Source organism: Spirosoma sp. KNUC1025 (assembly GCF_045160025.1).
Classification (GTDB): domain Bacteria; phylum Bacteroidota; class Bacteroidia; order Cytophagales; family Spirosomataceae; genus Spirosoma.
Genome location: NZ_CP087139.1, coordinates 1,322,395 through 1,337,146, shown reverse-complemented (window position 1 = coordinate 1,337,146; position 14,752 = coordinate 1,322,395). Strand labels below are relative to the sequence as shown.

Sequence of the window (14,752 nt, the reverse complement as noted above, 5' to 3'; positions counted from 1 at the left end):
GACATTTAGTTGTGTCTGGCCAATGTTTCACAATTATTCATTCATTAAAGAATGGCACGTTACACAGGGCCAAAAGCCAAAATCTCGCGTAAGTTCGGTGAACCCGTAATGGGACCCAGCAAAGCGCTTCAAAAGAAAAATTACGGGCCGGGTATGCACGGTCGGGGCCGCAAGCGGAAACAATCTGAATATGCGCTCCAATTAACTGAAAAGCAGAAAGTTAAATATACCTACGGTATTCTGGAACGTCAGTTCCGGGCCTTGTTCCACCGGGCACAGGTTCGTGAAGGTATCACCGGCGAAAACCTGCTCAAATTGTGCGAAGCCCGTCTTGATAACACTGTTTATCGTCTGGGTATTGCTTCGTCACGTCGAGCAGCTCGTCAGCTTGTTGCTCACAAACACATCATTGTAGACGGCGAAGTTGTCAATATTCCTTCTTATTCGCTGAAACCTGGTCAGTTGATTGGCGTACGCGAAAAATCCAAGTCGCTGGAAGCAATCTCGACTAGTGTAGCAGCTCGCAATACTAAGCGGTATAACTGGGTTGAATGGGATGCGCAACAGCTGGCCGGTAAATTTATCAGCTATCCTGAGCGTGATCAAATTCCAGAAAATTTCAACGAACAGGCAATCGTCGAATTGTATTCGAAATAAGCTTACTGGCAGGGCTCATACATGGGTTCTGCCGGGTTTATATACTACGGTTTACCGTTGATTGGTTTTCGGTTGAAAGCTAGTCGTTAGTTTAAGAGGATACCGAAAACCGAAGCACTGAAAACCGTTTATTAAATTTCAGTCTTCACGCCAAGGCAGAGAACTGCTGTAAAATACGAAACGTATGTCCATATTAGCGTTCCAAATGCCCGACAAAGTCGTAGTGGAGAAAGCTGACGACTTCCACGGTGCGTTTGAATTTAAACCCCTTGAAAAAGGCTACGGTGTAACAATCGGCAATGCGCTTCGTCGCATCCTGCTATCATCGCTGGAAGGATACGCCATAACAAGCGTAAAATTTCCGGGTGTTTTACACGAGTTCTCTTCAATTGAGGGTGTTGTTGAAGACGTGACCGAAATTATCCTGAACCTGAAAATGGTTCGGTTTAAGAAGATTTCGGACATGGTCGACAATAAAATTACCGTCAACATCAAGAAACAATCAGTCCTGAAGGCTGGTGATATATCTAAATTCTCTCCCTCATTTGAAGTGCTGAATCCCGATCTGGAGATTTGCCACATTGATGATACGCGGGATTTGGAGATGGAAATCTTTGTCGAGAAAGGTCGTGGTTACGTTCCAGCTGACGAACCTCGGGCCAATGATCTTCCCTTTGGCCATATTCCTATCGATGCCATTTACACGCCTATCAAAAACGTGAAATATAGCGTTGAGAATACGCGGGTTGAGCAAAAGACCGACTACGAGCGGCTGTTGCTGGATATCGAAACCGATGGTTCTATTCATCCAGAAGAAGCTTTAAAAGGTGCTGCCCACATTCTTATTCAACACTTTATGTTGTTCTCCGATCAGACGATGACGTTTGAAACGACGAAGCCTGAAGAGGAGAATGTGGTAGATGAAGAAGTGCTGCACATGCGTAAGCTTCTGAAAACCTCGCTGGCCGATCTTGACTTATCAGTACGTGCTTACAACTGCCTTAAGTCAGCTGATGTTCGGACATTGGGAGACCTTGTTCGACTGGAAATTTCGGACATGATGAAGTTCCGTAATTTTGGTAAGAAATCACTAACGGAGCTTGAGCAATTAGTTGCCGAGAAAAACCTGACGTTCGGTATGGACGTCTCTAAATACAGACTAGACGAAGATTAAAACGTAAGGATATGGGAAAAAGGAAAAGGGAAAAGGAGTTTAGCTCTTCCCTTCTCCCTCCTCCCTTCTCCCTTCTCCAAGAAAATGAGACACGGTAAAAAAGATAATCACCTCAGTCGGACTCATTCGCACCGCGAAGCGATGTTGCAAAACATGGCATCCTCGCTGATTTTGCACAAGCGGATCGAAACGACCGTTGCCAAAGCGAAGGAACTCCGCAAATTTGTAGAGCCTCTCCTGACACGGGCGAAAGATGACACGTATCAGAATCGTCGGGTTGTGTTCCAATCTTTACATGACAAAGAGACGATTAAAGAATTGTTCGGTACAGTAGCTGACAAAATTGCCAGCCGTCCAGGCGGTTATACACGCATTATTAAACTAGGCAATCGCCTGGGTGATAATGCTGAAACCTGCCTGATTGAACTGGTCGATTTCAACGAATTGCTGATTGCTGCTGTTGCAGAGAAAGCGGCAGCTACTACCAAAACACGTCGTAGCCGCCGGAGTGGTGGTTCACGCCAAACAGCGCCAGCAACGGAGGCTCCAGTGGCTACGGTTGCTGAAGTTGAAGCAGCTCCTGTTTCAGAAGAGGTAACGCCCGCGGCTGGTGATGATTTGACAAAAATCGAAGGTATCGGTCCGAAGATTGCCGAGTTGCTGAATAATGCAGGTATCACTACCTTTGCACAACTAGCCGACGCTCAGGACGAAACGGTGCAGCAAGCATTAGTTGATGCAGGTCCTCGGTTTAACGTACATGACGCAACAACCTGGAACGAGCAGGCCGCTTTAGCCCGTGACGGTAAATGGGATGAGCTGAATGAACTTCAGGAGCGTTTAAAAGGCGGTAAAGAAGAATAACGAAGTGATTCATAAACACGTCATATAGAAATGGGTTAACCGCGAAGGTTAGCCCTTTTTTTAGTCTTTTAATCCAAAACGTTTAGATGAAACATACCCAGCAACCTGAAGCGCTCTTAGTTTTGCAGGATGGAACTGTATATCGTGGTCTGGCACTTGGTAAAATTGGAACAGCCGGTGGAGAAATCTGTTTCAACACCGGTATGACCGGTTATCAGGAAATTTATACTGACCCGTCTTATTATGGTCAGGTTATCATCAATACCACTTCCCACATTGGAAATTACGGCGTATTGAACAACGCAGAACAGGAATCTAACGGAATTAAAATCCGTGGCATGGTTTGTAATTTCTTCTCGAATATTCACTCCCGCTATACGGCTGACGGTTCCTTACAGGATTATTTCGAACGGGCCAATATTGTTGGTATACATGGTGTGGATACCCGACAGCTAGTACGTTACATTCGCTCAAAAGGCGTAATGAACTGTATTATTTCATCGGAGATTCTGGATCCGGTTGAGCTTCTGGCAGAATTAAATAAAGTACCGGACATGGCTGGTCTTGAATTATCTTCAGAAGTGTGTACAAAAGAATCTTACGAACAAGGCGATCCAGAGGCTAAGCTACGAGTTGCTGTACTGGATCTAGGTGTTAAACGAAGTATCTTGAGTAATTTAAATAACCGGGGAGTATTCTGCAAAGTGTTTCCCGCACGGACCCCGCATGATGAATTAGCCGCCTGGAACCCTGATGGCTACTTCATTGCCAATGGCCCTGGTGATCCTGCTGCTATGCCTTACGCGGTGGAAACTGTTAAACAGGCGCTAGATACCGAAAAGCCTTTATTTGGCATTTGTTTAGGCCATCAGATACTTTCTCTGGCAAGTGGTATTTCAACCTATAAAATGCATAATGGCCACCGCGGGTTGAATCATCCCGTTAAAAATCTGATTACCGGCCATTGTGAAGTTACGTCTCAAAATCATGGCTTCGCGGTGAAGGCAGAAGAGGTAATGGATACCGACAATGTTGAACTGACCCATATCAATCTGAATGACAAAACCATTGAGGGCATTCGGCGGAAGGATAAACCTGCCTTTTCGGTGCAATACCACCCCGAGTCGTCGCCAGGGCCGCATGATTCGCACTACTTATTTGATCAGTTTGTGAACTTGATGAATGAATAAATTACGCATAAAATAAGCCTGAGGCAACTCAGGCTTATTTTATGATTGGTTGATGCCTCTCCACTCCTGCCCAGTGTCGCACATCACTCACTGCGCCTTTCTCCAGAATTCTCGGCTCCAGACACGTTGAAAAGGCCATTTACGAGTATGTAAAGCAATTGGTAAATAAGCATGAGCTTGTTTTGACGTTTGCTGGTAATAGGCGTCATCATCCGTCAGAATCAACGATTCATACATGGCACCCGATTTAACCGTTAAGTCGGCGAAAGGAAGCTCGGGTTGCCATTCCGGATGTTTACGAGCTAACTGGGTTTTTAACAGTACGTTCGACGGTAACGACTGCTGATGTACCGGCGCTGGCTGAAATTGCTCCTGGGCAACCGTCAACGCATACTCAAGATACGACTTTAACAGCTTAGGACCTTCATTAGCTGCATCAGCCACATTTAATTGCTCAGGCCACAGGCTCGTTACCACATAAATACGCTCACGCGCTCGTGTAACGGCCACATTTAGCCGATTTTCGCCCCCACGGGCATTCAGGCTACCAAAATTGGCCGATATACGACCACGCTCGTCAGGAGCGTAGCCGATTGAGAAGATAATTACGTCCCGCTCATCACCCTGTACGTTTTCAATGTTTTTGACAAACAGATGTAAGTCAGCAGCCTTGTCTGTATTATGGCTATTTATGGACTGATCGACTTCGCCATTCCCCATCAACGTAGCGTTCTCCAGCATATCCTGAATCAACTGCTGCTGCGGATAATTAAACGTAACGATGCCTATAGAACGACCTGGCAATTCTGTAATGAATTCATTCAAAAGCTGGAGAACGGCTTCCGCTTCAGTCGGATTCGTATTTTGCTGCCACGTTCCTTTTACGTTCAAATAACGAATAGCTGGCTCACGTCGATTTATCTCCTCAAAATGAGGCAACAACGATAGCTTACTCTGATAAAAATGTTCGTTCGAGAACGTAATGAGTTCGAGCGAACGGCTACGATAATGCTCCGTCAGCGAAATTTGGGGCAACTGTTGAGCGGCCAGTTCAAGTAACGATTCCACCTCGAGAGCCACTGGCACTTCTTCATCCTGATCAGCATCATCCAGCCGGATTCGGTACAGATCGCTCGGCCGAAGCTGTTGGTTATCGCCTGTTACAACAACCTGTCTGCCACGTATTATAGCCGGTACTCCATTTTCGGCAAAACATTGAGACGCTTCATCAAAAATGACCAGATCAAACAGCCCTTCCCGCAGCGGAAACATAGCTGATACGGACTCGGGAGAGGCTAACCAGCATGGAACAAGTTTGAACACTTCATCCGCGAACGATTCCATGAGCTTTCGCACTGGCCACACATTCCGTTTTTTTGTTGTTTGATGCAGCAAGTCACGGTACGTGGTTACGTTATTCAAGCGATTAAGTGTCAGATTTCGATACGTCTGTTCACGTAGTTTGACCAGCAGAATATCGCGGCTCAGGGATTGTTTTCGTAATATACTTTCCTGCAACGATTGCTCCCATTGATTCATCTTTAGCGATGAAACACTACGTAGATCAGGATGTACAGACTCAATATGATCAAGCCAGGCTCGACGCAGGCTCGTTTGAAATAATGCGCTCCACTCCACAGGGTTATGCTCTGTCAGCCGCTCGATAACCGTTTTTTCTCCTTCCGAAAAGCCTTCCTGCAATCGGTCAGATTCTACAAGCAAATCAAAATCATTACGGAGCGACTGACGAAGCGTATTGCCTACTACGTCATCTTCCCAAATTCTTTCAATTTGATTCGTTGTAAGATAGGTTTGAGCTGTGATCCGCATTTGTTCAACGTCTGAAGCAAAACGCAACAGCCGTTTTACAGCGTCAATAAATTGCCTGGGATTTTGTCTGCTTGATTCCGGCAATACCTGCAAAGGCTCAATAGCCTTCAGACGCTCAGTAATGTGCTGCGCCCGACGAAGAAATCGTATGCTATCAGACGTTTCGGGTAGGTTTAGGCCGGATAATAACGTACTTGCTTCAAATCGGGTTGCCTCTAGTCGAATGCGTTTCTCAATCTTGGTAGCCAACAGTTGCAGGTCCGCTTCCGACGTACTGAGCTTATTGTCATCAAGTACCGATAGCAATTGTTCTTTTCCCGCGTTGGTTAATTGCCACCATTGCCAGCTTACCCACGAAGAACGGGCCGAAATAGCTTCTGACAATACCGCCCGAAAAGCCCGTAAATCAGTTGTTAATAAGGATAACTCAGGTCCAGGCGCAACCAGGGTATCATCCCAGGCCTGAGCGATCTGCTCAAACTTTGCTTCTTCTGCACTTAAAGCAGGATGGTCAGAAACGTTTTGCAGTGTCCTGACAATTTCCCATAAACGATCTGCATCCGGTGAATCCAATAGGTTGAGTAAGGCCGTTAACTCCCAATCATGCGCCTGCCAGTCAGCCAGTTGCTTCAGGGAAAAGAAACTACCCGTTAATTCCTGTATGTGCCTTCTACTATCAGTACGTAGCTCTATCCAATGATTTATGACTTGCTCAGCTCTGGCAGAATCGGCATTCGAAAATGTGGCAAAACTGACACGTTCAGACCAGGAATGATTCGGACCAAGGCGCTGCTGATAGGCTGCATAATCCGAGAGCCTTCGGACAAAGTTATCCACATTTGCTGCGGAAAACTGTGAATAAATATCGTCAAGCGGGATTGGTACAGTTGCTGAACTCGTCGTCAAGTAAAGCTCCTTAGCCGAAAACCCACATTCGCTGGTATCAAAAAGGGCCTCTTTGAATCGTTGTAATTCGGCAACAGTTTCGTCGATTCGTCGGCTTTCCGCTTCAAAATCGCGTTCAAGCAATACCGCATTCAGACTATTATTTTGTTGTCGGTACGCTTCTATTTGATTAATCTGATCTGCAATTTGTGTATATAATGCCCGCCGATCATCTTGAAAGTCGTGAATCAGGGCCAAAAATGGTGCCATACCTACCTGACGAAGTCGTTCTTGCACGACGTCCAATGCAGCCCGTTTCTGACAAACCAGTAACACCCGCTTTCCTGCAGCCGCAGCATCAGCCATGAGGTTTGCGATAAGCTGCGACTTACCTGTGCCTGGAGGCCCCTGAACAACTAACGACTGGCCAGCTTTTACAGCGCGTAGAGCTGCTTCCTGCGACGCATCCATCGGCAAGGGCGTATGAATCGATTTTTCGGGCAGAAAAGCGGAAGAAAGCAGATTGGAGGATGGAAAAAAGGGGAGCAACGGTGAAAAGTTATCCGAGTTACTCACGCCATTGTCGCTCTCTTTTCGAGCTTCTTCCTCACCTATCAACGTATCGTAATCAGGTACCAGAAATGATCCAGCTTGCGGGAAAATGCCCAAAACAGCCTCAGGATAAAGCTTTAGTTCGCCGGTTCGCTCAAGCTGAGTAAGGTCTTTCGCAGTCTGTTTGTTGAAAAACTGAAGTTTATCTGTAAATAAATCCTGATTGAAATTAATTTCGAGCGGAGTCGTTTTAAGCCATTCATAAAGTTGCGTACGAAACACCAGCGGATCACGGTCAAGGTCATCTAGCGTTCTTTCTACAACCTCATCCGGAATACTAACCTGATTGAACTGACCATAAGCCAGCGCTAAAGTCGGGTTCAAAAAAGCCAGTTCATCGCCCCGTCGCGTCAGCTTCCAGAATTTACCCTGGTGTTCTATTTTTACCGGAAAAAACAGTAGTGGCCCATGAACCACAGTTTCGTCCAGAAATTTGCCTTTTACAAACGGCCATCCAACATACAAATCTTCTGTACCGCGTTCCTCCTCAATAAATCGGGCGGTACGATCAATCCGGCGAAGTTTACGACTGACTTCGTTACTACGTTCCTGCCTTGCATCGAGCACTTCACACAGGACAACCGATGGCTTGCGCCCGATCAATTCCGTGATGATTGTGAATGAGGATTTGTTCAGCAGAAAATCGACTTCATGTAGATCCAGGAACTGTCCGGCAGGTAAGCTCGTCAACAACAAGGAGCGATTGCGGCTGCTAAGGTTAGTTAAACGTCGACGAAAAGTTTTAAGAACCGTTTGATTCAGAATTTTCACAAGTCAGAATTACACCGGTAGCCCAGCGGGATTTAATGGTCAGGATAATAACGTTTTGCAAGGTAAAAAATCTGTAAATCCCATCAATTAATCTGGCTAATTGGGCAGTAGACAACTTTGGGGCCGGACGAAACTTCAGACCAAAATCTCCCATGAATACTCTAATTAACTCCATGGCGATGTTCTTATTTATCTGACGTACCTCGTCGTCCAAACCCAGTCGTCACAAATAGGCTCAAAATGGGCGACGTTATTCAGGCTACAATCAAAATTTCGCCAGAAAATTCATAGATGTTCTGGCGAAATTTTGATTGTAGGCCTAAAATGTAATGGCCATATAAGCAGATTATAGAGCCGTTAAGAAGTAATTGAATCACTGAGCATCAGAAATGCTAATTCTGTTCTTTTTTCTCAGGTATGATCCAGGAAGCCAGTATGCTTATACCAAGAATGGCAATGATAATGTACAGTGAATAAACCGGCTTAAACCCTTGTTCAGCCAGCCAATGTTCAGCCAGCATTTTAGCCCCTATGAATGTCAGTAAAACGGCCAGGCCAATCTTCAGGAATCGGAACTGACTCATAATACTCGACAGGAAAAAGAACATTGAACGCAGGCCCATTATAGCAAATACATTCGAGAAGAAGACGATATAAGGGTCTTTTGTGATTGAGAAAATAGCCGGAATGGAATCAACGGCAAATACCAGATCCGTAAAAGCAACCACAATAACGATCAGGAACAATGGGGTAACAAACAGTTTCCTGTCCTTTTTCCGGCGGATAAAGAAATTATCCGTTACGTTTCGATGGTACACATTGAGGTATTTGCTGGCAAACCGAACCACCGGATGTTTGGAAGGCTCAATTTTTTCATCTTCGTCTTTCTGAAAAAAAAGCTGAATACCCGTATACACCAGGAAAGCTCCGAACAGGTACATGATCCATTCGAAACGCTGAATCAACGCTGAACCCAGGAAAATGAAGATAAACCGAAGAATAATTGCCCCCAGGATACCCCAGACAAGGATTTTCTTATAGTACCGCTCATGAACACCGAATGAGCTGAAAATCAGGATAAATACGAAAATATTATCGGCTGAAAGCGAGTACTCAACCAGATAGCCCGTAATATATTCCAGTGCCATATTGGCTTGAAAACGGGCTAAACTGACCGGAAAATTAGCCGGATTTAGCTCAACATGGTCGGCATAAAGGTCCCGCACTTCTTTTAGTCGGGCAAAGGAGTCGATACCATGAACGAGATAGCCGAAATTCTGCAGGAAAAAATAAAAGGCAAGTGATAAAGCAACCCAGATAGCACTCCATATAGCCGCTTCTTTGAATTGAACAACATGGCTTTGTTTCCGGGAGAAAACGCCCAGATCGACCATCATAATAAGAAGCACAAAAGCAGCAAAGGCAAGAAAAAAAACGGTTTCGCTTGAAAACATAATTGCTAAATAAACAGCCAATTAAGGCCTGGATTCGGTAGCTGTAGCTGGTTAAACAACAAATCTACAGCCAATATGGTGAAGGAAACGGCTACGCTTGCTAAAATTATTGGCATCGTAACACCGACCTCTTAATTTTGCCCCATGTTTAATAATAAAAAAGTGATTGTAGTGATGCCTGCCTACCGGGCTGCACTCACATTGGAACGTACTTACCGCGAAATTCCCTTAGATTTAGTGGATGAAGTTATTTTGGTAGATGATGCCAGTCCTGACAATACCGTCGAAGTAGCTCGCCAGTTGGGCATCAGGCATGTAATCCGGCACGACAAGAATAAAGGCTACGGCGGCAACCAGAAAACCTGTTACGCTAAAGCTATTGAACTTGGTGGAGATATTGTAGTCATGGTTCATCCAGATTATCAGTACACGCCCCTGCTTGTACCTGCCATGGTCAGCATTATTGGTAACGACCTGTACCCGGTTGTTTTTGCCTCCCGAATTTTAGGGAAAGGTGCCCTGAAAGGTGGAATGCCTATGTACAAGTACATTGCCAATCGGTTTCTGACCTTTGCGCAGAATCTGTTGATGAATCAGAAACTCTCTGAATATCACACCGGATACCGCGCTTTTTCGGGCGAGGTACTCAGGAGCCTAGATTTTTCCGACAACTCCGACGATTTCATCTTCGACAATGAAATGATTGCCCAGATTTTCTATAAGGGATACGAAATCGGTGAAGTTACCTGCCCTACCAAGTATTTTGATGAAGCCTCGTCAATCAATTTTCGACGCAGTTCCATTTACGGTCTGGGCGTTTTGCGGACGTCATTTTTGTACTTCCTGACAAAGCTTGGAATTATGCACTGGAAAATCCTGAAATAAATAGCTACGGCAAAATGACTGGTGAATACTGATTACTTCCCGGTTATCATTTTGCCGTAGTTATTATATCTTAGCTACAGGTGGATGGCTTCACCGTAGGCTGCTTCTGTCGCGTCTTTAATGGCTTCCGACATGGTTGGGTGTGGATGAACAGCCTTGAGAATTTCCTCACCGGTTGTTTCCAGCTTACGGGCAGCTACCACTTCGGCAATCATTTCCGTTACGTTGTTGCCGATGAAGTGGGCCCCCAGAAATTCGCCATACTTCGCGTCGAAAATAACTTTCACAAAACCCTCCGGCGTACCGGCTGCTTTCGCTTTACCCGATGCCGAGAAGGGAAATTTGCCAACTTTTAGTTCGTACCCGGCTTCGCGTGCCGCTTTTTCGGTGTAGCCTACCGAAGCAATTTCAGGAGTGCAGTACGTACAGCCCGGAATGTTGTTGTAGTTGAGCGGCTCAACATGCGGAAGACCAGCAATTTTTTCAACGCAGATAATCGCTTCAGCCGATGCTACGTGTGCTAGCGCCTGACCTTTCGTGCAATCGCCAATGGCGTAATAGCCATCTACGTTGGTACGATAGTAATCATCCGTTACGATTTTGCCCCGGTCAACGTTAACGCCCGTTTCTTCCAGTCCTATATTCTCAATGTTGGCAACAACCCCCGCAGCGGATAGGACTACGTCGACATCAAACGTTTTTTCGCCATCGGGTGTCTTTACGAACACCTTACAACCGTTACCGCTGGTATCAACTTTCGTTACTTCCGATTTGGTGTAGATATCAATACCAATTTTCTTATACTGCTTGGCAAGTTCCTTCGAGATATCCTCATCTTCAACCGGCACTACGTTCGGCAAAAACTCAATAATGGTTACTTTGGTACCCATGCTGGCATACACATAAGCGAATTCAACGCCGATTGCGCCTGAACCGATTACCAGCATCGAATCTGGCCGTTTCTCAAGCGACATTGCCTTGCGGTATTCAATCACTTTGGTACCGTCGATGGGTACGCTCGGCAACTGACGCGCACGGCCTCCGGTAGCAATAATGATGTGTTTGGCTTCATACTCCGTAACCTTGCCGTCGGCAGCCGTTACGTCGATTTTTTTACCGGGTTTTAGCTTCCCTGTGCCATAAATCACATCAATTTTATTCTTTTTCATCAGGAACTGCACGCCCTTACTCATGCTTTCGGCCACACCCCGGCTTCGTTTGATGACGGCCCCGAAATCTGGTTTCGACTCGCCCGAAACCGTAATCCCATAGTCGGCCGAATGTTTGATATATTCAAAAACCTGCGCCGATTTGAGCAGGGCTTTGGTGGGAATACAGCCCCAGTTTAAACAAATACCGCCAAGGCTTTCGCGCTCAACAACGGCGGTTTTTAAACCCAACTGCGATGCCCGGATAGCAGCTACGTAGCCGCCAGGCCCGCTACCCAAAACGATTACATCGTACTGTGAAGCCATTATCTATGAATGAATTATTAGAGAATGAATAATGTAAGCCCTCTCACCAAGAGAACGCAAAGGTAGGTCGAAAAGTTGATTCAGATGGTACTTGACTACTTTACTGGCATCAGTTGCCAGTTCGTTGCCATTGGCAGCCTGACAGAAGAAATTCGCAAACAGGCGGGCCACTGCTACGTCAGGCCCGGAAACCACTACCCCACCATCTTTTGTTCTATCTTTGTAGCAATGCGGGAATAGTGACGTAATCACTTATTCGCCCAATTTCTCATTAAAACAGTACGACAAGTTCATGACAACCGACCAGTTGACCGACTTGAGAGCCAGAGTAGAGGCTCTGAGGAGGTATCTTTGACTACGACACAAAAAAGGAACAATTAGCCGAACTCGAACAGCAAACCTTCCAGCCTGAGTTCTGGACAGATGCCAGCCGCGCCGAGGGCGTAATGAAGCAGGTTAGAGCGCTGAAAGGCTGGATTACTGGCTACGAAAATCTGAATAGCCAGTTCGGAGACCTCGAAACCTTATTCGAATTTTATGAAGCCGGTGAGGTCAGCGAAGAAGAAGTTGACGAGGAAGGCAAAAAAGTATCGGCAACGCTGGAAGAGCTCGAGCTGAAGAAAATGCTCGGTAACGAAGAAGATCAGCTTAGTGCCGTTCTGGAAATCAACGCGGGAGCCGGTGGTACGGAAAGCCAGGACTGGGCCGATATGCTTTATCGAATGTATATGCGCTGGGCTGAAAAACATGGCTATGGGCTCAAACAGGTTGATTATCAGGAGGGTGATACCGCCGGAATCAAATCAGCAACAATCGAGGTCGATGGTCCGTTAGCGTACGGCTTTCTAAAGTCCGAGAATGGCGTTCACCGGTTAGTACGTATTTCGCCATTCGATTCCAATGCGCGTCGGCACACGTCCTTTGCTTCGGTATTTGCCTATCCACTCGTAGACGACACGATCCATATTGAGGTTAATCCAGCCGATATCGATTGGGACACCTTTCGGTCGGGTGGTGCTGGTGGACAGAATGTAAACAAAGTAGAAACGGCCGTTCGGTTACGCCACCGGCCATCGGGACTAATTATCGAATGTCAGCAGGAACGGAGCCAGTTGCAGAACAAGGAAGTAGCGATGCGATTACTGAAATCAAAACTCTATGAGATTGAAGTTCAGAAACGTAATGCGGCCCGTGCCGAAGTAGAAGCCGGTAAACAGAAAATTGAGTGGGGTTCGCAAATACGTTCTTATGTTCTGGATGACCGGCGCGTGAAAGACCACCGCACGGGTTACCAAACCTCAAATACCGACGCGGTGCTTGACGGTGAAATCGATCCGTTTATTAAAGCATTTTTGCTGGAACAGGAAGTTTGATCTACATCGACCAGCCTGTAGATTCTACTAGTTCAATACAAGCTTCATTATATTTTCATGAACATGGGGGCGAGTTTCAGAAACTCGCCCCCATGTTGTTTTAAGGTCAGTCAGGGTGTATTTTGCGTTCCTGTGTACCTTGTATAAATTATCTGATAGTATGAAAACGATAGTAATTACCGGCGCATCGGGAGGACTTGGCCAGGACGTAGTGGCCTATTTGCATAATCAGGGGTATCCTATTCTGGCTACTGTTGGTTCGGATAACCACAAGAATCTATTCGATCAGTTGCCGAACGTGCAGACCCGAGTGGTAAACGTAGTGGATGAAAAAAGCGTCGTTGAATTCCTGGACGGTAACCCATCGACCGACATCCAGGCTGCGATTTTGCTGGTTGGTGGTTTTGCCATGGGCACTATTCAGGAAACAACCGTCGATTTACTCCAAAACATGTTTGAGCTTAACTTCCTGTCAGCTTTCAATTTCATTAAGCCCCTTATGACTCGGTTTGAACAGCAGAACGGAGGGCAGTTTATTCTGATCGGCTCGCGCCCGGCGCTTCAGCCTACAGATGGCAAGAATATGGTAGCTTATGCGCTCAGTAAATCGCTGGTATTTGAGTTAGCTAACCTGATTAATGCACAGGGCAAAGGAAAAAATATTACTGCATCAGTGATTGTACCCAGCACCATTGATACGCCGACCAATCGCACAGCCATGCCCGATGCTGACGCAAGCCGTTGGGTTCCGGCCACCAATATTGCCGAGTTAATTGCCTTTATGCTAAATGATACCGGACGAATGATGCGAGAAACTGTCATAAAATTGTATAATCAGTCTTAACAGTAGTCATCATCTTTGTAGCTCACATGACTACTTCTTTACTTTTCATAGCCTCCTTTTTATTGGCTTATGCACAGCAAGCACAAGCACCCAACGCAATGACAGCCCGAAACGCTGCTCCACCCAAATACAGCTTTCTATCCCTGGGCGACTCTTACACAATTGGCGAAAGCGTATCAGAGAACGACCGCTGGAGCGTACAACTCGCCGGAATGGTACGTAACGGCGGAATCGATTTAGGTGATCCTGATATAATAGCCCGAACAGGCTGGACAACTGCTGAACTGCAGGAAGCGATAAAAACCAGTGGTAATCAGAAAACGTACAGCCTGGTTTCGTTGCTCATCGGTGTAAACAATCAATACCGTGGGCAAAGTTCTGAGCGGTATCGGACTGAATTTTGGGAACTGCTCCAGACAGCCACTCAATTTGCACAAGGCCAGGCCAGCCATGTTGTTGTCCTTTCCATTCCAGACTGGGGTGCTTCTCCTTTTGCTACCGGACGTAACAAGTCCCAAATAGGTCAGGAAATCGATCTTTTTAATACCATTGCAAGAGAGGAATGCAAAAAGGCAAGCATCGCGTTTATAGACATTACGCCCCTGACTCGCTCGGCAGCGGGGGATGATTCGCAATTCGCGTCAGACGGCTTACACTACTCAGGTAAGCAAATGCGGCAGTGGGCCGAAAAAACGCTGCCTGTTGTAAAAGAGATTCTGCAGAAGTAAATCCTGCTGT

11 protein-coding genes are annotated in these 14,752 nt (G+C 46.1%); 8 read left to right on the top strand and 3 right to left on the bottom strand.

Going from position 1 to position 14,752, the window contains the following annotated elements:
* Positions 1–51: 51 nt before the first annotated feature.
* From rpsD to carA, 4 genes are all read left to right on the top strand, one after another.
* Complete coding sequence (gene rpsD, locus LN737_RS05865) at positions 52–657, top strand: 30S ribosomal protein S4 (protein ID WP_405517035.1); 606 nt, start codon at positions 52–54, stop codon at positions 655–657.
* Positions 658–841: 184 nt separating this feature from the next.
* Positions 842–1,831, top strand: coding sequence for a DNA-directed RNA polymerase subunit alpha (locus LN737_RS05860; RefSeq protein WP_405517033.1), 990 nt, complete (start codon positions 842–844; stop codon positions 1,829–1,831).
* An 84-nt stretch (positions 1,832–1,915) separates the two neighbouring features.
* A complete protein-coding gene (rplQ, locus tag LN737_RS05855; RefSeq protein ID WP_405517032.1) occupies positions 1,916–2,695 on the top strand; it encodes a 50S ribosomal protein L17 in 780 nt (259 codons plus the stop codon).
* Positions 2,696–2,781: 86 nt separating this feature from the next.
* Entirely contained in the window at positions 2,782–3,885 is a 1,104-nt protein-coding gene (gene carA, locus LN737_RS05850) for a glutamine-hydrolyzing carbamoyl-phosphate synthase small subunit (RefSeq protein ID WP_405517030.1), read from the top strand.
* 87 nt (positions 3,886–3,972) lie between these two features.
* Here carA and LN737_RS05845 read toward each other — a convergent pair whose 3' ends face one another.
* Positions 3,973–7,902: an AAA domain-containing protein gene (locus LN737_RS05845; RefSeq protein WP_405517028.1), complete on the bottom strand. Its 3,930-nt coding sequence runs from the start codon at positions 7,900–7,902 to the stop codon at positions 3,973–3,975.
* A gap of 473 nt (positions 7,903–8,375) precedes the next feature.
* A complete protein-coding gene (locus tag LN737_RS05840; RefSeq protein ID WP_405517026.1) occupies positions 8,376–9,437 on the bottom strand; it encodes a TerC/Alx family metal homeostasis membrane protein in 1,062 nt (353 codons plus the stop codon).
* Positions 9,438–9,581: 144 nt separating this feature from the next.
* Between LN737_RS05840 and LN737_RS05835 the strand changes: the two genes are divergently transcribed.
* Positions 9,582–10,322, top strand: a complete 741-nt coding sequence (locus tag LN737_RS05835) for a glycosyltransferase family 2 protein (protein WP_405517024.1) — start codon at positions 9,582–9,584, stop codon at positions 10,320–10,322.
* Between the two features lie 74 nt (positions 10,323–10,396).
* Here the strand turns inward: LN737_RS05835 and lpdA are convergent, their stop codons facing one another.
* The gene (gene lpdA, locus LN737_RS05830) at positions 10,397–11,797 is read right to left on the bottom strand and encodes a dihydrolipoyl dehydrogenase (RefSeq protein ID WP_405517022.1); all 1,401 of its coding nucleotides are present in this window, start codon (positions 11,795–11,797) and stop codon (positions 10,397–10,399) included.
* A 292-nt stretch (positions 11,798–12,089) separates the two neighbouring features.
* On the opposite strand from lpdA, the gene prfB reads away from it, so the two are divergent.
* From prfB to LN737_RS05815, 3 genes are all read left to right on the top strand, one after another.
* Positions 12,090–13,170 (top strand): peptide chain release factor 2 gene (gene prfB, locus LN737_RS05825; RefSeq protein WP_405517020.1). Its coding sequence is split into 2 segments (ribosomal slippage): positions 12,090–12,149 and positions 12,151–13,170, totalling 1,080 coding nucleotides; the frame shifts between segments, so codons are not numbered across the junction.
* A gap of 160 nt (positions 13,171–13,330) precedes the next feature.
* Positions 13,331–14,014: an SDR family NAD(P)-dependent oxidoreductase gene (locus tag LN737_RS05820; protein WP_405517018.1), complete on the top strand. Its 684-nt coding sequence runs from the start codon at positions 13,331–13,333 to the stop codon at positions 14,012–14,014.
* 26 nt (positions 14,015–14,040) lie between these two features.
* Positions 14,041–14,742 (top strand): SGNH/GDSL hydrolase family protein, encoded by a 702-nt coding sequence (locus LN737_RS05815; protein WP_405517016.1) that lies wholly within the window; start codon positions 14,041–14,043, stop codon positions 14,740–14,742.
* The last annotated feature ends 10 nt before the right edge of the window (positions 14,743–14,752 follow it).

Bases quoted from the DNA above. Each gene is read 5' to 3' on its own strand.
- rpsD (WP_405517035.1), top strand. From the start codon at position 52: ATGGCACGTTACACAGGGCCAAAAGCCAAAATCTCGCGTAAGTTCGGT.
- LN737_RS05860 (WP_405517033.1), top strand. From the start codon at position 842: ATGTCCATATTAGCGTTCCAAATGCCCGACAAAGTCGTAGTGGAGAAA.
- rplQ (WP_405517032.1), top strand. From the start codon at position 1,916: ATGAGACACGGTAAAAAAGATAATCACCTCAGTCGGACTCATTCGCAC.
- carA (WP_405517030.1), top strand. From the start codon at position 2,782: ATGAAACATACCCAGCAACCTGAAGCGCTCTTAGTTTTGCAGGATGGA.
- LN737_RS05840 (WP_405517026.1), bottom strand. From the start codon at position 9,437: ATGTTTTCAAGCGAAACCGTTTTTTTTCTTGCCTTTGCTGCTTTTGTG.
- LN737_RS05835 (WP_405517024.1), top strand. From the start codon at position 9,582: ATGTTTAATAATAAAAAAGTGATTGTAGTGATGCCTGCCTACCGGGCT.
- lpdA (WP_405517022.1), bottom strand. From the start codon at position 11,797: ATGGCTTCACAGTACGATGTAATCGTTTTGGGTAGCGGGCCTGGCGGC.
- LN737_RS05820 (WP_405517018.1), top strand. From the start codon at position 13,331: ATGAAAACGATAGTAATTACCGGCGCATCGGGAGGACTTGGCCAGGAC.
- LN737_RS05815 (WP_405517016.1), top strand. From the start codon at position 14,041: ATGACTACTTCTTTACTTTTCATAGCCTCCTTTTTATTGGCTTATGCA.